Raw genomic sequence first — 19192 nt, 5'->3', positions numbered from 1 at the left:
TGACTCAGAAATTAGAACTTAGTTCTTTTCTTTGTCTACGATTTTGTTCGCTTGAATCCAAGGCATCATCGCACGTAACTTGTTACCAGTTACTTCAATACCGTGAGCAGCGTTTTGACGACGGCGAGCAGTCATTGAAGGGTAGTTTAAAGCACCTTCGTTGATGAACATTTTCGCGTATTCGCCAGATTGAATGCGTTTAAGTGCATTGCGCATAGCTTCACGAGACTGTTCGTTAATCACTTCAGTACCAGTTACATATTCGCCGTATTCAGCGTTGTTAGATACTGAGTAGTTCATGTCCGCGATACCGCCTTCGAACATTAAGTCAACGATCAATTTAAGTTCGTGTAGACATTCGAAGTAAGCCATTTCTGGAGCATAACCAGCTTCAACTAGAGTTTCGAAGCCCATTTTAACTAATTCTACTGCACCGCCACAAAGAACTGCTTGCTCACCGAAAAGGTCAGTTTCAGTTTCTTCACGGAATGAAGTTTCGATGATACCTGTACGACCGCCACCTACGCCTGAAGCGTAAGAAAGAGCAAGGTTACGAGCGTTGCCAGAAGCATCTTGGTGAATCGCGATAAGATCTGGAACACCTGAACCGCGTTGGTATTCAGAACGTACTGTGTGACCAGGCGCTTTAGGCGCAACCATGATTACGTCAAGGTCAGCACGCGGAACAACTTGGTTATAAAGAACAGAGAAACCATGAGCAAATGCTAAAGTAGCACCTTGCTTGATGTTTGGTTCAATTACGTCACGGTAAAGCTGAGATTGGAACTCATCTGGAGTCAAAATCATTACTACGTCAGCTTGTGCTACAGCAGCAGGAACTTCAGCAACTTTAAGACCAGAATTTTCAGCCTTTTTCCAAGAAGTAGAACCAGCACGTAAACCTACAGTTACGTCAACGCCAGAATCTTTAAGGTTAAGCGCGTGAGCATGGCCTTGTGAACCATAACCAATGATCGCTACTTTCTTAGATTGGATGATAGATAAGTCGCAGTCTTTATCGTAAAAAATTTGCATTGCTGTCTCCGCTAAAATGCTTTTTGTTTCCTTAACTCAACACATTGATGTTTTTTGATCTTCGCCGTGCTGAGCGCCTGCCCTTTCAGGCAGGCATGTATGTTTAAAAAATTAGATTGTTAAAACTTTTTCGCCGCGCGCGATGCCCGAAACACCTGAGCGTACAACTTCAAGAATGGTATTTTCAGCCAAAGCATCAATAAAACCGTCAATCTTTTCAGTTGTACCCGCGATTTGAATCGTATACGTCGTTGGTGTTACATCAACTACTTGGGCACGGAAAATATCTGCTGTGCGTTTGATTTCAGCACGTGCTGAACCTAGCGCTTTTACTTTAATCAGCATCAATTCACGCTCAATGTGCGCACCTTCAGAAAGATCCACTACCTTTACAACTTCAACAAGTTTGTTCAACTGCTTGGTAATTTGCTCAATCTTGTGGTCATCACCATAAGTCGTCAAAGTCAGGCGTGAAAGTGTCGGATCTTCAGTTGGCGCTACGTTTAAAGTCTCAATGTTATAGTTACGTTGAGAAAATAAACCCACCAAACGTGAAAGCGCGCCTGCTTCATTTTCTACAAGTACAGAGATGATATGTCTCATGATGTGCGCTCCCCTTTGCCTAACCACATGTCTTTCATTGACTGGCCAGCAACTAACATTGGATAAACGTGCTCTGTACGATCAACCATCACGTTGATGAATACACATTTATCATTAATTGCCATTGCTTCAGCAAGCTTAGACTCAAGCTCATCCGCATGATCAATTTGAATGCCTACGTGACCGTATGCTTCCATCAATTTAGGGAAATCAGGCAATGACTCTACATAAGAGCTCGAATGACGGCCTTCGTAGTTCATATCCTGCCATTGTTTAACCATACCTAGCGCACGGTTGTTCAAGCATAGAATTTTTACATTTAAGCCATATTGCTTACATGTAGAAAGTTCTTGGATACACATCTGAATGGATGCTTCACCTGTAATACAAACAACTTGTTGATCTGGGAATGCAAGCTTAGCAGCCATTGCATACGGCAAGCCCACACCCATGGTGCCTAAGCCACCAGAGTTAATCCATTGGCGTGGACGCGTATATTTGTAGTACAGCGCGCCGAACATTTGGTGCTGACCTACGTCAGAAGTAATGATCGCTTGGCTATTGGTAATTTTGTCCAATGCAGCAACAACTTGTTGAGGCTTCATTGTGCCGTCAGTCGGCGCAACGATTTTTAAGCCATGCGCTTCGCGCCATGCATTGATTTGCTTCCACCAGTCCGCAATTGCTTCAGGGTTTGGCTTAGAAACATTCAGCTGTTTCAACTGCGCTAACATTTCCTGAAGTACAGGTTCAACTGCACCTACAATTGGAATGTGCGCCATAATCGTTTTTGAAATCGTCGCTGGGTCGATATCAATATGAATGACTTTGGCGTTTGGACAGAATTTAGCTGGATTGTTTGTTACGCGGTCATCAAAACGCGCGCCAATCGCTAAAATCACGTCAGCATTCGCCATCGTCATATTGGCTTCGTATGTACCATGCATACCCAGCATGCCCACAAATTGTGGATCAGTACCTGGGAATGCGCCTAAGCCCATTAAGGTATTCGTAACTGGATAACCCAATAAATGCGCAAGCTCTGTCAATAAAGCTGAAGCATTGCCCTGTACAACACCACCACCCGTATAAATAATTGGGCGTTTAGCGTTAAGAAGCTCTTCAATCGCTTTACGGATTTGACCTGAATGACCACGGTGAGGTGGCTGGTAAGAGCGCATCTTTACTTTTTCAGGATATTCGTAAGCGAACTTTTCTGCAGGATTGGTCGCATCTTTTGGAATATCGACTACTACTGGACCTGGACGACCAGATGAAGCGATATAAAATGCTTTTTTGATAATTGCCGGGATTTCGCTAGCATGACGCACTTGGAAACTATGTTTTACAATTGGACGAGAAATACCGACCATATCAGTTTCTTGGAATGCATCTTCACCAATTAAGTGACTCGCAACTTGGCCTGACAAAATCACCATTGGGATTGAGTCCATGTAGGCTGTAGCAATTGGAGTGACTGTATTGGTCGCGCCCGGACCTGATGTTACGAGAACAACACCAGTCTTACCTGTTACACGTGAGTAAGCATCTGCCATGTGGCCAGCAGCTTGTTCGTGACGTACGAGGTAATGGTTAATTCTTTCTTGTTGAAATAGCGCATCGTAAATATGCAGTACTGCGCCGCCTGGATATCCAAAAACATGTTCAACGCCTTCGTCCGCTAATGCGCGAACAAGCATTTCACCACCAGATAAAAGTTCCAACGTGATTCACCCTAATCTTTTTTCGTCGGCAAATGGGAGGCATTTGCGACGCTCATTCATTGATTGTCTGCACTGTTATAGCACACAAATTTCATAGTTTTCATAGCAATAAGAAAAAAATCTGACCTGCTTGCTGTTTGAGCAATATGGGGCCTAAAACATGTTGGGATAAACATATTTTGTTGGCTTTGTTCATCTTCTCGGCTAGAGAAGAAGTCCATTGCTAAAATGTACTTATTCGAAGGGTGATCGATCTAAGACATATAAAACTAAAGACAGCATTTTTGTGGTTTAAACCCTTAATGTCAAGTTTAAAAATTAGCTTTTTCTTGTTTATTTAGAGACCGTATATTTTTTAATCTTTGCGAAATAGCGCACAATCTCGTCCTACACTGATTTTTCGTCATAAATCCTTAAAACAAATAAAAAACTTTTATATATTGAATAAATAATTTAAATATAAAAATGATTTTTTATTTGCCTCGCCCTAAGTTCTGCTCAATTCAATCTATATGACTATTTAAATCTTGATGAATTTCCAAGCAATAACAGCCTATTTTAAAAGCATTGTATTTAATAAACACCACTCATCTGTTGTCATACAAAAAGACATAGCGTGTTCATAAAAAATGGCGCAAAATTTCCTTATAATTTTCATTATCATGATTTGTTATTGAATAAAAATGGACATCTAATCGACATGAAAAATACCTATACAACGATTGGCTTATTTGGCCTTTCAATTGCACTAGCGAGTATCGCACCAAGCACATTTGCTCAAAATTTTTATAAATGGGTAGATGCCAAAGGTTCAACACATTATACGGCGACACCACCACCAAGTAGCGCTAAGAAGAAAAGCAAAGTAGAAACGTATGGCTGGAAAACAACACCTGCAGCTAAAGCAAACAATGCATCTGAAAATGAGCAAGTTGTTACACCTCAAACTGCCCCTGCCACAAATACATCGAATAACAATCAGCAGAACCAACCTACACCCATTCCACACTTAGGCCAATCAACCCCACCTGCTACAGCCACAGGAAATGCACGTTAAACCACTTGGCTTGCTCCATTAAAAAGCCACAGCCTTTAAGCTAAACAGTGACAACTCACTTTGGTTTATAGGAATCGGTGGCTTTTTCCTATTTTAAAGCATCGCCAAATTCACTTTTAGGTATGTTTTGCGCTATGCTGTGTCACAAACTTTTTAACCATTGTTCCTATATACGTATATGACTACTCACATCGACCCTGAATATCAAGCGAGCGCGATTGAACCTCAAGTTCAACAAGCTTGGGAAACCAATAAAGCATTTAAAGTTGCCGACCAAGTAGAAGGCCCACGTCGTTATATCCTCTCGATGTTCCCTTATCCAAGTGGCAAGCTTCACATGGGTCATGTGCGTAACTATACGATTGGTGACGTAATCAGCCGTTTCCACCGTCTCAAAGGTGAAACTGTACTTCAGCCTATGGGTTGGGATGCTTTCGGCCTGCCAGCAGAAAACGCAGCGATTGCCCACCAAGTTGCCCCTGCAAAGTGGACTTTCGAAAACATTGACTACATGCGCAACCAGCTGAAAAAACTGGGCTTGTCTGTAGATTGGGACCGCGAGTTTGCAACCTGCACACCTGAATACTACCGTTGGGAACAATGGTTATTCGTACAGCTTTATAAGAAAGGCCTAATTTACCGTAAGCTTTCTACAGTAAACTGGGACCCAGTAGACCAAACTGTTTTAGCGAACGAGCAAGTTGAAAATGGTCGTGGTTGGCGTTCGGGTGCATTGGTTGAAAAACGTGATATTCCAATGTACTACTTCCGCATTACTGACTATGCGCAAGAATTATTGGATGATCTAGACACATTAAAAGACGGCTGGCCACAGCAAGTTCTTACGATGCAACGTAACTGGATTGGCCGTTCGCAAGGTATGGAAATTACCTTCCCTTCTGCAAATCCAGCAGTTTATGCAGACAGCCTCACTGTTTATACCACACGTGCAGATACACTAATGGGTGTAACCTATGTTGCAGTTGCTGCAGAACACCCAATGGCGTTAAAAGCTGCTGAAACAAACCCAGAATTGGCTGCATTTATTGAAGAATGTCGCATGGGTTCTGTTGCAGAAGCAGACCTTGCTCAAGCTGAAAAGAAAGGCATGGCAACAGGTCTTTCTGTAAAACACCCAGTAACTGGTGAAGAAGTTCCTGTTTGGATCGCAAACTACGTATTGATGTCTTATGGTTCAGGTGCGGTGATGGCGGTTCCATCACACGATGAGCGCGACTTCGAATTTGCTAACAAATATGGCTTAACCATCAAACAAGTGATTGATGCCAAAGGCGCTGATGATGCTGACTTTGATGCAACAACTTGGCAAGAATGGTACGGCTCTAAAGAAGGTAAACTAGTCAATTCAGGCGAATTTGACGGTTTAGATTTCCAAGGTGCATTTGATGCATTCCTTGCAAAATTAGAACCTGCTGAACTTGCAAACTCTAAAGTTCAATTCCGTTTACGCGACTGGGGTGTTTCTCGTCAGCGTTATTGGGGTTGTCCAATTCCAATGATTAACTGTAATACCTGTGGTCAAGTGCCAGTACCAGAAGAGCAACTGCCTGTTGTACTTCCAACTGACGTGGTTCCAGATGGTTCAGGCAACCCATTGAACAAAATGCCTGAATTCTATGAAACGACTTGCCCATGCTGTGGTGGCGACGCACGTCGTGAAACAGATACCTTGGATACATTCGTAGAATCTTCTTGGTACTACGCACGTTATGCATCTCCAGACTTCACTGATGGCATGGTAAAACCTGAAGCGGGACAAACTTGGCTTCCTGTAAACCAATATATTGGTGGTGTTGAGCACGCGATTCTACATTTACTTTATGCACGCTTCTTCCACAAATTGATGCGTGATGAAGGCGTGGTACAAGGTAATGAACCATTCACTAACTTATTAACACAAGGCATGGTGCTTGCAGACACTTACTACCGTGAAGCTGAGTCAGGCAAGAAAACATGGTTTAACCCTGCCGATATCGAACTTGAAAAAGACGAAAAAGGTCGTATCACTTCTGCGAAATACAAAGAAGATGGTCAAGACGTGATCGTTGGCGGTCAAGAGAAAATGTCGAAATCGAAAAATAACGGTATCGACCCGCAAGCCATTATTGACCAATACGGCGCAGATACTGCACGTGTATTCATGATGTTTGCTGCACCACCAGATCAATCACTTGAATGGTCAGATGCAGGTGTTGAAGGTGCGAACCGTTTCTTGAAACGTGTTTGGCGTTTAACCACAGGTTTCCTTGAAAAAGGCAATGCAACAACTGCAATTGATAAGGCAAACTTATCAAAAGATGCACAAGACCTACGTCGAAAAACGCATGAAACCATCCAAAAAGTGGGGGATGACATCGAGCGCCGTCATGCATTTAACACTGCTATTGCAGCGATGATGGAATTGCTGAATGCAAACAACAAGTTTGAAGCAAAAGATGATAACGATGTTGCGGTTGCCCGTGAATCTATCATCGCATTATTAACGTTGCTTGCACCGTTTGCACCACACTTAAGCCAAACATTATTGGCTGAGTTTGGCATTGAATTGACCGCTACTGCATTCCCTAGCGTTGACGAATCTGCGTTAACACGCAACACACAAACAATTGTAGTTCAAATTAACGGCAAACTTCGCGCTAAGTTAGAAGTTGCAGCTGATGCGTCTAAAGATGATATTTTGGCGATGGCAAAAGCACTTCCAGAAGTTCAACAATACTTAACGAGCCCAACTAAGAAAGAAATTGTTGTGCCGAATAAGTTGGTAAACTTGGTGGTTTAACAGCCTTTAAGCCTCCCTTTACAAAGGGAGGTTTGGTGGGATTTCGTCAAAAATAATCTCCCCTAACCCCTCTTTACGAAAGAGGGGAACTAAAAGGAATAAACAATTCCCAAACAAAGCCCGTTGCCAGCCAACGGGCTTTGACTTTACAATCCCTACAGAATTTAATTTATATAAATCGCGTTTAATAACGACAGAGGACACCGCATGCATTTGGTTCAACGTGTTGCTGCAATTGTATTAACCTTGGGTCTAGGTGCAAGCCTTACAGGCTGCGGCTTTCATTTGAAAGGCACGAACCCAAATGTTGCACCTGTAACTTATGCCAACATGAGCTTGGCACTTCCTAAAAATGCAGATGACCTCGAAGAGAAACTTCAGATTTATTTAGGTGCTGCTGGCGTTAAAGTAAGCAATGACAGCAACAACTATGTGTTACGTGTGCTGGAATACACCCCGCGCCGTCTTGAGTTGAATGGCAAACTGATTGAAACCCTATTGCGTCTGAATGTCACCTTCCGCATTGAAGATGCACAAGGTAACCCCGTAACTGAACCACGGACGGTAATGGCAACTCGTACCTACCAATATGACGTAGCAACTGTAAACACGGATGATCAAGAACAAACTTATTTAAACAAAGTAATTATTGATGATGTCGCACAACAAATTGCGCGCCAAATTTCATCGAATCGTTTACCACCCGCTGTACAGCGTACGAATGCTCCTGTGAGTGTTACGCTACCTGCAACTGCTGCGGAATAAGCTTTAAACCGTATGAAGCTCGATTATCTACAAGCCCTAAAACGTATTGATGAAGCTCGAGGTGCTTGGGTCTTACATGGCCAAGAACCTCTACTTGAGCAAAACTTAATCGATGCCTTTCGGGCCAGCTGGCAAAAGCAAGAAATCGAGCGTCAACGCTTTGATATTACAAGTGTAAGTGATTGGAAAACCGTCTTTAATGCACTCAATAGCTTATCGCTGTTTTCGAGTCAGTTGGCCATTGAAGTGCATGGCAACATTAAACCTGATGCCAATGGGCTAAAAGAACTCAAAAGCTATTTACAGCATAATGAGCATAATCTCTTATTGGTGGTCATGCCCAAGCAAGATGCCAGTAGTTTAAAAACCGCTTTCTTCCAAACGATTGATGCCAATGGTGTTAACGTCGCGTTGACCGCGAACTATGCCAAAGATCGTCAGCAAATTTTGGCGGTTGAAGCTCAAAAGCTAGGGATAAAATTAGCCAATGATGCATGGCAATGGGTAGAGCAACACCATGAGCATAATCTATTAGCCGCCAAAAATAGTTTAATGCGCGTGAGCGACACCTTTGCTGATGTCGACATCATTCAAATTGATCATTTATATTCATGCCTACAAGATCAATCTCGCTATACCACCTACGATCTAAACGATGCCATGCTACAAGGCAACTTGGCGCAGTCGATTAAAATTTTTCAGTATTTAATCGCCTCTGGCGAACCGATGAGTCTCATCTTGTGGAGCATCAGTAAAGATATGCGCTTATTGATGGCGCTGTTTGAGCAGCCACAAAACGCCTTACAGCTGGGGATTTGGAAAACTAAAGTCAGCTTGTATCAACAAGCCTTACGTCGCCTCAATCCTAATGTTTTTTTAGCATGGCCTGCACTTTTGTTACGTATTGATGCATCAATTAAAGGTCTTGGCCATGAAAACCCAGAGCACCTTGTACAACAGGCGATTGCCAGCCTATGTGGTCGAAGCCTGTTTTAATTTATATCAACCTCATGTGTAGACTCAATGATAATTGAGATTGAGTCTGCTGACTTCTTAAACACTCAGCTTCTTTATAATAAGAATCATTTCTGTTTGTATAAAAAATTCACGATTTATCCGTAATTAAAATCTATACTTGATCTATTATTCTCATTCAAATTCTCCAACTAATCATGCCGAAAATAAAACCAGCGAAACTGCTTATAGCAATCATTTGCACTCTCGCCATAGCCCTTACGGCATGGTACTTTTTTAAACCTAAACAACAACAGCCACAGTTTATTACTGCTGAAGTTACTCGCGGCGATTTAGAGAACTCGGTATTGGCCACAGGCGTATTAGAAGCGACCAAAATGGTCAGCGTCGGTGCTCAAGTGTCGGGGCAGGTAAAAAAAATGTATGTGCAACTGGGTGATCAAGTCAAACAAGGCCAGTTGATTGCACAAATTGATTCTGTACGCCAACACAATGAATTAAAAACTGCGGAAGCCAACATTAAAAACCAACAAGCACAGCTTGCTGTAAAACAGGCAAATTTAGCTAAAGTTGAAGCTGAATATCAGCGTCAGCAAGCCATGTATGCGCAAGATGCAACATCACGTGCAGAACTTGAATCGGCACTGGCCAGCTACAAAACTGCTCAGGCAGATATTGTGGCAATTAATGCACAAATTGAACAATCTCGCTTAACCTTAGCAACGGCCAAAGAAGATTTAGGCTACACACAAATTGTTGCACCGATGGATGGCACAATTGTCGCAATCGTGACTGAAGAAGGCCAAACGGTGAACGCCAACCAAAGCGCGCCAACGATTGTGAAGTTGGCAAAACTGGATGACATGACCATCAAAGCTGAAATTTCTGAAGCAGATGTGATGAAAGTTGAAAAAGGCCAGCGCGTTTACTTCACAACACTTGGCGACAGCGAAACCAAACATTACGCCACTTTACGCCAAGTCGAACCTGCGCCCTCTTCAATTAATAATGAAACCAGTAACAGCTCTACCTCATCATCAAGTACAGCGGTTTACTACAATGCTTTGTTTGATGTACCCAATGCAGACGGCAAGCTACGTATTGATATGACCGCACAGGTTTATATTATTTTAGATGAAGCGCGCAATGTACTGACTGTGCCTGCGGCTGCCATTCAAACATCTAACCGTCCGCGTAAAGCACGTAGTGATGCCGACAGCAGTGCCTCAGAAGCAAGTAACAACCCAGATGCGACTCAACGACCTAAACGCTTAGAACTAAGTGCAGAAGAAAAAGCCTTAGTAAAACAAGGCAAAGCATCTATGGCAATGGTTCGTGTTGTACAAGCAGATGGCAGCGCGCAGCCTCAACCTGTATTAATTGGTTTAAATAACCGTGTCACTGCACAAGTCCTAAAAGGTCTAAAACAAGGCGAAAAAGTCATTATTGCGGATGGAACTGATACCAGCAATGATTCGGCTAAACGTAGCAACAGCCGTGGTGGCGCTGGCCCAATGAGAATGTAATCATGAGTCAAAATCAACAGCCTCTACTAGAGGTCAAAAATCTGACACGTGAGTTCCCTGCGGGTGAAACTACTGTTCAGATCTTAAAAGGGGTGAATCTTTCGATTTACCCTGGAGAATTGGTGGCGATTGTGGGCCAGTCCGGCTCTGGTAAATCAACGCTGATGAATATTTTAGGCTGCCTCGATCAGCCTACAGCGGGTAGTTATAAAGTTAAAGGGCGCGAAACTCGCGAACTTGAAGCCGATGAACTGGCACAGCTACGCCGTGAATATTTTGGTTTTATTTTCCAGCGCTATCATCTATTGGGTGATTTAAACGCTGCAGGCAACGTCGAAGTTCCAGCCATTTATGCAGGTGTAGATTCGTCTGAACGACAAACCCGTGCAAAGGATTTGCTGACTGAACTTGGCCTAGGTGAAAAAACCCAAAACCGTCCAAGCCAACTGTCTGGTGGTCAGCAACAACGTGTATCCATCGCTCGTGCGCTGATGAACGGTGGCGACGTGATTTTGGCCGATGAACCCACAGGTGCATTGGACAAAAACAGTGGCATTGAAGTCATGCGCATTTTGCGGGAACTGAATGCCAAGGGCCACACAATTATTTTGGTGACCCATGATCATAATGTGGCAAAGAATGCCACTCGTATTATTGAAATCAGTGACGGTAATATTATTTCCGATCAGCCCAATGTGCCTGAAATTGAAGGCGAAACATTGGTGCAACAACAATTGCAACCGGCCATCAAAAAAAGAACTTCAGCATGGCGTTCGGGGATTGATCGTTTAGCCGAAGCCTTCCGTATGGCGTTGTTGGCCATGAATGCGCACCGTATGCGTACCTTCTTAACCATGCTGGGCATTATCATTGGTATCGCCTCTGTGGTTTCAGTTGTGGCTCTGGGTAATGGTTCACAAAAGCAAATTCTGGAAAATATCAGCAGTTTGGGCACCAACACAATTACGGTGTATCAAGGTCGTGGTTTTGGTGATAACTCCCGCTCCTCACAAGTTAAAACCTTGATTCCAGCAGATGCTACGGCGTTGTCTGAACAGCCTTATGTTGAAGGCGTCAGTCCGACAGTCAGCAGCAGTGTTACAGCGCGTTTTAAAGACACGGAGGCTTCTGCTACCGTCAATGGGGTAAGTGAAGACTACTTCTATGTTAAAGGTATGGAGTTCGCCTCTGGGCAGCCATTTGATAAAGAAAGCGTGACTGAACAAACTCAGGACGTGGTCATTGATGACAATACCAAAAAGACTTTTTTCAGTGATGGTAGCAATCCCGTTGGCCAAGTCATTTTACTGGGCAGTGTACCCAGCCGAATTATTGGTGTAGTTGAAGCGCAAACAGGCATGATGGGTGGCAACGACAGTTTAAATGTGTATTTGCCCTATTCGACAGTGATGAGCCGTATGCTAGGCCAGTCCAATGTGCGTAGCATTATTGTTCGGGTGAAAGACGAATATCCAAGCGCTGCCGCGGAAAATGCGATTTTGAATCTGCTGGTGCAACGTCATGGCGCGCAAGATGTGTTTACCCAAAACTCAGACAGTATTCGTGAAACCATTCAGCAAACCACACAAACCATGACCCTTTTGGTTTCTGCTATTGCGGTCATTTCCCTTGTGGTTGGCGGGATTGGCGTAATGAACATTATGCTGGTGTCTGTGACTGAGCGTACCCAAGAAATTGGTGTGCGCATGGCGGTTGGCGCGCGTCAAAGCGATATATTGCAACAGTTCCTGATTGAAGCAGTTTTAGTCTGTATTTTAGGTGGCATTTTAGGTGTACTGCTCTCCTTGGGTATTGGGCAACTGATCAGCCATTTTGCTGGTGGCACCTTCCAAATGGCGTATTCAACGACATCTATCATCGCAGCATTTGTCTGCTCTAGCATGATCGGGATTGTCTTTGGTTTCATTCCTGCACGTAATGCAGCCCGACTCAACCCCGTAGATGCTCTGTCTAGAGAATAAGGAAAACATAATGCAAATGAATTTAACCAAACTTGCAGGCGCCCTGATTCTTGGTGGGAGCCTCACAGGTTGCGCAGCGATGGTGAAATCGCCATACGAACAGCCCGCGGTAAATATGCCTGCCAGCTTTCAAAATAGCAAAGCCATGAGTCAGCAAATACATGCAGATGCTTCTGCAGATCAGTGGTGGACATTATTTAATGATGCCCAGCTGAATCAGCTGGTGGATCAAGTCTTAAATGCCAATACCGATTTGGCAGTTGCAGGCATTAACCTGCACCAAGCGCGCATTCAGGCGAAACAAAACCAAAGCCAGCAAGGCATCCGCATTGGCACCGCTGGAGCTTCCGTTGGACACCGTTTTAGCTTAGATGGCGATGGTGACTCTTCAAATGGTATTTCATTGAACTACCCTGGGCTCAGTTATGAGCTGGATTTGTTCGGCAAGTTGGCAAACCAAACTGAAGCTTCGCGCTGGGAAGCTTTAGCCTCTGAACAAGACTTACAAGCAACTGCACAAAGTTTAATTGCCACGACAGCCAATCTATATTGGCAACTAGGCTATTTAAATGAACGCTTTGCCGTTGCGCAGCAAAATTTAGCCAGCACGCAAAAGACTTATGATTTGGTTAAAGTTCAATACAAAGCAGGCGCTGTATCAGGTTTGGACTTAACATCTGCCGAACAGGCCGTACAAAGCCAAAAAGCAACCTTAAGTCAAATTGAGCAGCAGAAGGTCGAGACGCGTACTGCATTGGCCGTTTTACTGCAGCGTCCTGTACAGCAGTTAAATATTGCAGAACCTGCACGTTTACCGCGTACAGCCCTACCAAATATTGCAGCGGGCCTGCCTGCGGATCTGCTGTCGCGCCGTCCAGATCTAAAAGCGTCAGAATTACGTTTACGTAAGGCTTTGGCAACGAAGGATGCGAATAAAGCCAGTTATTACCCTTCAATCAGCTTAACTGGCAGTTTAACAACTGGCGGCAGCAGTACATCATTGACTGAGGTTTTATCCAATCCTGCAGCCATTTTAGGTGCAGGTTTGTCTTTGCCATTTTTACAATGGAATGACATGAAACGTGATTTAAAAGTCAATGAACTGGAATATGAAAAGTCGATTATTCAGTACCGTCAGACTTTATATGCAGCCTTTGCAGATGTAGAAAATGCGCTGTCGGCGCGCAATGAACTGGACAAACAGGTACAGCTTCAAGAGCGTAATGTGCAGCTTGCAGAAAAGACTGAGCGTTTGACTGAAGTACGTTACCGTAATGGCGCCATTGCTCTGAAAAACTTGATTGATGCGCAGAAGACGGCTCGTGATGCACGTTTGTCTTTGGTGCAAACCAAGCAGAGTCAATACAATGCTTATGTGACTTTGATGCAGGCGTTGGGTGGCAGTCCGATTAGGCAATTGCCATGATTTTAAAAAGCCCGAAAGGGCTTTTTTTTAAAAGAAATTCCAAAACTTCAAGTAATTATCAAACCCGTGACCTCGCGTTTGCGCGATAAACTCAATAAAAGAAGTAAAGCACAACAACCCTATATAGGCACATAAAATACAAATTAAATAGTGAGTGAATCCAAATTTATTTGAATTCAAACTGACACCTTCAACCTTATGAGCACTACGATCATCTAATTTAAAAAAATAATTTCTATTAAATAAATGAATAAATAAGTTACCTAACAATGAAATAATATAATAAAAGAGAAAAAAAGATCGGGCATAGTCAATAATTTTATTCCTTTTTAAACTTCCAACTTTATCAACCACATATTGATATTTAGAATCAGAATTATTTTTTTATTTTATCGTACTCATTGATTCTATTCCTTTGATTTTGTAAATTCAATTACCTCTAAATTATTTTTTGCATCTAAATGACCTTTTTTAGCTGCTCTTTCATACCAATACAATGCTTTTTCTATATCTTTTTCAACATAAATCCCTTTTTCATAAAAAACCCCTAAATTATATTCTGCCTCAGGATTATTTAGATCAGCTGCTTTTTTTGAATATATAAATGCCTCTTTAAAAGCCCCTTTTTCTATATATATTTTCGACAATCCTTCATAAGACTTATAGGGATTATCTATTATTTTTGATCTATATATCTCCTCGGCTTTATTATAATCAGGTAGCTTACCAAACCCATTATTTCTATATAATTCAGCCAAATTAAATATAGCATCTTTATTTCCTAACGCATACGCTTGACTATAATGCTCCTCTGCCTTAATATAATTTTTCCCCCTCCCTAAACCTAAATAATAAATATTGCCTAGTGAATTTAAAGCTTCATCATTTTGTGATAATGCTGATTTTTCAAACCAAAAGTATGCTTTATTATAATCCTGTTTAACACCATCCCCACCATTCAAATACAACCATCCAATAAGGTTTTCTTTTTCATCAATTGATAAATCTTTTAAATTTAAAATTTCACATTTCTTACTTAGAATTTTTTCTTCATTGCACTCATTTTCTATAATAGATAAACTATTATCTTGTTTTTTGAAATTAGCACACGCAAATAATGACACTGTCACTAATAAAATTATAATAAATTTCATATTATCTACCTACAATAGTTAGCAGTATAACAAACACCTGCTGAGCCTCCAGCAGCCCCACCAATAACCAAATTCGTAGAGCCTGTTTGCGAACCATCTGTATTTTGGCAGCCTTGAACTGAAGCACCAATAATAGCAGCACCTTTTGCACTACCACATACTGCACCACCTGTAGAAAACCCTTTTGAAGTTCCCGTATTTGTATAACTTTGGCCAATACTACCATATGCACTAGCTTCTGCCCCGCCTGTACCACACACAGTGCTAGCTATACAATATGATTTTTCCCCACGTTCATCCTTAGTATGACCCACTCCAAATCCTCCAGAACCTCCAAATAAAGCGGCTGCTCCTAAATTTATATTTGTCATAGTCGTATAAGGGATATGTGTAGAAACGGATTCATCAGCTTTTACACATTCTCTATTAGCTCGTTCTTCTACACCCTTCCAGAATTTTTCATATTTTTGTTTAACCATTAGCTCTCTATCCTTTTGAACAAATAAGATAGCTTCAGCGTTCAACGGTCTCATACCAGAATTACGCCTATAATATTTTGTCCCAGTCACAGTTCTACCATCCACACTAAATTTTTCACCTTGTAAACCCAACGGATCCACCCATTGATTCGGGTCTTTTACATAAGCTGAACTATTTAATCCACCAAATAGTCCAATCGGATCCTTACTCACATACCTTGCACTATGCGACTCATAATAACGGTAACGGTTATAATGTAATCCAGTTTCATTATCGTAATATTGCCCTTGAAAACGAATACTTGTTTGCTCTAATAAATTGTCACTAGTCTTAATCTCTAAAGCTGTGCCCCATGTATCTTGCTTAATTTCCCAAACACACTCACCTAATTCATTAGTTAATGTTTGTGGTGTTCCGACTTGGTCACAGTGATAAAAAAGCACCCGCTCCAATTCAGCTTTATTTTTTCGTGTTTCAGTTTTCCATATCGGATCTTTATAAACTGAATATTCTTCATGCTGAAATTGAGCATAATCTGGAGTTTCTAAAAGCTTGATAAAACCTGTATACCCCGTTTGTAGCAGCGGTACAAAGCTCTGTGGTTCATAGATATAATGCTTGGTGTAGTTTTCTTCAAAGTCTTTAGATTGTTGTGACTCCCAAATCATCAGGTCACCGTCCCAGCCGAATAAGGTCAGGGTTTGCGCATTTTGATTTTTCTTATATAAACGCCGTCCAAATACATCATAACCATATTCAGTCACCTGACCAGTATGGTCACTTTGGATCAAACGGTTCAGGTTATCCCACGTCAGTTTTAATGTTTTGCCTGCATGGCTGCTTTCAATCACATTACCTTGTGCATCGTATTTATAGTTTTTACCCTTATATTGAGCGATCAAATTACTTTTCACTTGAGACGCCTGCGTGGCAATCGGGTCAATTAAATTCCCCGCAGGGTCAAAAGCAAAGCTTTCCGTTTTATGCACACTTTGACTCTGTATCAAACGGCCAACCGCATCATATTGATAATTCAGATTGCCTAAACGGCTGTCGTCCACCTGCGTGAGTAGATAATTTTGATCATAATGATACTGCCGTTCCGCCTGATGCTGTACTCGCCCTAGAGTCTCTTGCTCTGGCTGAATCAGCTGCGAACTGAGTAAACCTACATCATTATAATTTTTGCTTTGAACCAATCCATTGGCGAGCATCCGCGCTGTTTCACGGTGCAAGTCATCGCGCTGAAATGCCACCATGTCTTTTTTATTTAACGCAATGCCATAAATATGCCCTGAACCATAACTCAAATTGCTTTGAACCTGTCCGTCAGGGCGAATCGTTTGAGCTAAATTTCCCAGCACATCATATTCATAACGCAGCACAGCCGTCAGCGGAGTGAAATGCGGCACTTTATAATGCTGATGCTCACGGACCAATTGGCCAAGCGCGTTGCGATAAAAATCGATTTGACTGTCTTTATTCGTCGCCTTACTCAATTGATGATTCATGTTGTATTCAAATTCTTCTATTTGACTTACACGAGTTTGTACATGGGTATAAGTTTTTGAAGCGATTGCGCCATCAGCAAAATATGCAAATTGAGTAAAAACATTCGGCTGACGGATTTGGAACAGCTGACCGTTTTCATTGTAGCTATAATATTTTTCTTCGCCATCGAAAGCCTGTTCACGCGCCAATTGACCATAACGGTTATATTCAAATAAATATTCTGCATAGTTTTGATTGATCAGCTTTTGAATACGACCTTGCTGATCCCATTGGTAGCCAATTTGATGACGGTTCGCATCTATACGCTGTTCGAGCAAACCCGCAGCATTATAACGGTACTGCGTGCTTAAACCTTTGGTATCCGTATGCTTGAGCAAACGCCCTTCTTCATCATGCTCAAATTGTTCTTTTAAACCATCAGGGTAGACAATTGCTTTAAGCTGGCCTTTGTCTTTGCCATCTGAGCTGTAGATATATTTGACTTGCTACGCATCAGCAGACTGCTGGGCAGTCAGTGCGCCTTCTTCATCGTATTCCCATGCGCTTTCTTTACCTGAACAATCGCTATATGCGGTCATTTGCCCCAAATCATTGTATTGAATTTTTTTAGCGCCGCCTTTGGCATCAATGATTTCGACAATTTGATTATCGTTGTTGTATTTATATTGCGTGCTATGTCCTAAAGGATTAATTTCCTTCGTTACATTACCGTCTGCATCGTATTCTTTTTTCCAGATATGACCTTCTGGATCTTTGGTTTCCGTCAAATTTCCTGCTTGATCATAGGCAAAACGGATGATGCCTCCATTCGGCTGTACAATTTTAATTAGCTGATCTTGCTCGTTATAAACTTGTTCTGTTTCTAGGCCTGCAAAATCAATTTGACGGGTAATGCGTTTTTGACTGTCACGCGATAGCCATTTTTCACGGCCATCGGCTAAGCGTGTGCGATAGGTGAAACCATCTAAGTCAAAATAGTAATAGGTCGGCACATCATAAGCATCATAGACCGCAACTTGGCGCAATCGCGGATGCCACTCCAAACGGGTCTTAAAACTGCCGTCATCTGCCCATTCCGCTATGGCTTTGGCATTTGCTTCTTTTGATTCATATCGAATATTATGCCCGCGCCCTGTACGGTCGGCATAACGGGTCAGCTGATGCGCATCATTATATTCATAGCTGCGCACGTGACCATTTTGATCTACGGCCTTTATTAAATTGCCTTGCGCATCATATTCATAACGTGACACTGGCTCTACCTGTCCATCCACAAAAGCAGCAATGAGTTTTACTTGATCATTAAAGGCAAACTTGAGCTAGTGCTTGCCACGCTTCAATTGAAAATCAATGCCTTGAAGATAAGCTTGCTGTTCAAACAACAGATAACTTAAGGCAACTTTTTCATCTGTTTCTTCATTAAATTGCTGAAAAAAATTAAAGCCCGCCAAATACCGCATTAAAAAACTAAACTTCTTTGTCTATCTTAAGTAAAAAATTATAAGGTATCATCAAATAAAAGAATGTTTTATTTAAAATATAAAAAGCTATCAACAAAAAAACAGCAACAATAAAAATAGGGCCAAAATACTCATCATTTTTTAAAAAACCATTCAGAAAAATAATCAACCCCACTTGCATACCTAAAAATACCATTATTGGTGCAAATTTATTTTTTTTATTAACTAGACCATCAAAATACTCATAAAACTCATGCAAAGTCATTTCTTCAGGATTATTTATTTTATCTAAAAGAAATTTATCATAATTTTCATTGTTTTTTAAATTTTTAGAAAATAAAAAAACAGATAAAATAAAATAAAATAAAATTCCAAAATATAAAAAAATCGGATTCACCTCAATTAACAATGTAAAACCAATAATAAAAAACACAAAAGATACAAAAATATGCCCTAATATCCTATGCCTAGAATATGATATATAGTTTTTTCCACGCTTAAGTTTGAAATAAAAAAATAAAACCAAAATAAAGTAAAATAAATAAATAAATTTTAATAAATCCTTCTCAAATCCACCATTAATTGTTAAGGCAAATAAAAAACCAAAAACACCTATAGCAACATTTAAAATAAATTGATTTTTTATAAAGAAATCAGAATCAAACTTTGTTAATTTTATAGACATAATAATTC

12 protein-coding genes and 1 pseudogene are annotated in these 19192 nt (G+C 41.4%); 7 read left to right on the top strand and 6 right to left on the bottom strand.

All coding sequences use genetic code 11. The annotated features are described in order from the left end of the window. Positions 1-18 precede the first annotated feature (18 nt). The 3 genes from ilvC to HYG93_RS04515 all read right to left on the bottom strand — a co-directional run bounded on the left by ilvC (position 19) and on the right by HYG93_RS04515 (position 3362). Entirely contained in the window at positions 19-1035 is a 1017-nt protein-coding gene (gene ilvC / locus HYG93_RS04525; protein WP_106986085.1) for a ketol-acid reductoisomerase, read from the bottom strand. 111 nt (positions 1036-1146) lie between these two features. Further along, a complete protein-coding gene (gene ilvN, locus HYG93_RS04520; RefSeq protein ID WP_120365147.1) occupies positions 1147-1638 on the bottom strand; it encodes an acetolactate synthase small subunit in 492 nt (163 codons plus the stop codon). Next, positions 1635-3362 carry an acetolactate synthase 3 large subunit gene (locus HYG93_RS04515; protein ID WP_106986083.1) on the bottom strand — a complete coding sequence of 576 codons (1728 nt, stop codon included), beginning with the start codon at positions 3360-3362 and terminating at the stop codon, positions 1635-1637. Before HYG93_RS04515 ends, ilvN begins: the two co-directional genes overlap by 4 nt. Positions 3363-4062: 700 nt before the next feature. Here HYG93_RS04515 and HYG93_RS04510 point away from each other — a divergent pair. From HYG93_RS04510 to HYG93_RS04480, 7 genes are all read left to right on the top strand, one after another. Then, positions 4063-4419, top strand: a complete 357-nt coding sequence (locus tag HYG93_RS04510) for a DUF4124 domain-containing protein (RefSeq protein ID WP_106986082.1) — start codon at positions 4063-4065, stop codon at positions 4417-4419. Positions 4420-4597: 178 nt separating this feature from the next. Continuing rightward, positions 4598-7219, top strand: coding sequence for a leucine--tRNA ligase (gene leuS / locus HYG93_RS04505; RefSeq protein ID WP_178961909.1), 2622 nt, complete (start codon positions 4598-4600; stop codon positions 7217-7219). Positions 7220-7426: 207 nt separating this feature from the next. After that, complete coding sequence (lptE, locus tag HYG93_RS04500; protein ID WP_106986079.1) at positions 7427-7984, top strand: LPS assembly lipoprotein LptE; 558 nt, start codon at positions 7427-7429, stop codon at positions 7982-7984. Positions 7985-7996: 12 nt separating this feature from the next. Further along, entirely contained in the window at positions 7997-8980 is a 984-nt protein-coding gene (gene holA / locus HYG93_RS04495; RefSeq protein WP_120364255.1) for a DNA polymerase III subunit delta, read from the top strand. A 176-nt stretch (positions 8981-9156) separates the two neighbouring features. Next, entirely contained in the window at positions 9157-10485 is a 1329-nt protein-coding gene (locus HYG93_RS04490; protein WP_106986077.1) for a MacA family efflux pump subunit, read from the top strand. 2 nt (positions 10486-10487) lie between these two features. Further along, a complete protein-coding gene (locus HYG93_RS04485) occupies positions 10488-12467 on the top strand; it encodes a MacB family efflux pump subunit (RefSeq protein WP_178961907.1) in 1980 nt (659 codons plus the stop codon). Positions 12468-12477: 10 nt separating this feature from the next. Continuing rightward, positions 12478-13893, top strand: coding sequence for an efflux transporter outer membrane subunit (locus HYG93_RS04480; protein ID WP_106986075.1), 1416 nt, complete (start codon positions 12478-12480; stop codon positions 13891-13893). A gap of 407 nt (positions 13894-14300) precedes the next feature. Here the strand turns inward: HYG93_RS04480 and HYG93_RS04475 are convergent, their stop codons facing one another. From HYG93_RS04475 to HYG93_RS04465, 3 genes and pseudogenes are all read right to left on the bottom strand, one after another. Continuing rightward, complete coding sequence (locus HYG93_RS04475) at positions 14301-15047, bottom strand: tetratricopeptide repeat protein (RefSeq protein ID WP_178961905.1); 747 nt, start codon at positions 15045-15047, stop codon at positions 14301-14303. Between the two features lie 551 nt (positions 15048-15598). Beyond that, positions 15599-18481 (bottom strand): annotated as a pseudogene (locus tag HYG93_RS04470) (RHS repeat-associated core domain-containing protein); the annotation flags it as partial. Between the two features lie 25 nt (positions 18482-18506). After that, positions 18507-19184 (bottom strand): hypothetical protein, encoded by a 678-nt coding sequence (locus HYG93_RS04465; RefSeq protein WP_106986073.1) that lies wholly within the window; start codon positions 19182-19184, stop codon positions 18507-18509. Positions 19185-19192: the final 8 nt, after the last annotated feature.

The organism is Acinetobacter sp. SwsAc6, assembly GCF_013391565.1.
Taxonomy (GTDB): Bacteria; Pseudomonadota; Gammaproteobacteria; order Pseudomonadales; family Moraxellaceae; genus Acinetobacter; species Acinetobacter cumulans.
The sequence above is the reverse complement of the archived record's forward strand: the minus strand, read 5'-3'. Positions and strand labels throughout refer to the sequence as shown.

Excerpts from the sequence above, each read along its gene's own strand:
- ilvC (WP_106986085.1), bottom strand. The coding sequence starts at position 1,035 with ATGCAAATTTTTTACGATAAAGACTGCGACTTATCTATCATCCAATCT.
- ilvN (WP_120365147.1), bottom strand. The coding sequence starts at position 1,638 with ATGAGACATATCATCTCTGTACTTGTAGAAAATGAAGCAGGCGCGCTT.
- HYG93_RS04510 (WP_106986082.1), top strand. The coding sequence starts at position 4,063 with ATGAAAAATACCTATACAACGATTGGCTTATTTGGCCTTTCAATTGCA.
- leuS (WP_178961909.1), top strand. The coding sequence starts at position 4,598 with ATGACTACTCACATCGACCCTGAATATCAAGCGAGCGCGATTGAACCT.
- lptE (WP_106986079.1), top strand. The coding sequence starts at position 7,427 with ATGCATTTGGTTCAACGTGTTGCTGCAATTGTATTAACCTTGGGTCTA.
- holA (WP_120364255.1), top strand. The coding sequence starts at position 7,997 with ATGAAGCTCGATTATCTACAAGCCCTAAAACGTATTGATGAAGCTCGA.
- HYG93_RS04490 (WP_106986077.1), top strand. The coding sequence starts at position 9,157 with ATGCCGAAAATAAAACCAGCGAAACTGCTTATAGCAATCATTTGCACT.
- HYG93_RS04485 (WP_178961907.1), top strand. The coding sequence starts at position 10,488 with ATGAGTCAAAATCAACAGCCTCTACTAGAGGTCAAAAATCTGACACGT.
- HYG93_RS04480 (WP_106986075.1), top strand. The coding sequence starts at position 12,478 with ATGCAAATGAATTTAACCAAACTTGCAGGCGCCCTGATTCTTGGTGGG.
- HYG93_RS04475 (WP_178961905.1), bottom strand. The coding sequence starts at position 15,047 with ATGAAATTTATTATAATTTTATTAGTGACAGTGTCATTATTTGCGTGT.
- HYG93_RS04465 (WP_106986073.1), bottom strand. The coding sequence starts at position 19,184 with ATGTCTATAAAATTAACAAAGTTTGATTCTGATTTCTTTATAAAAAAT.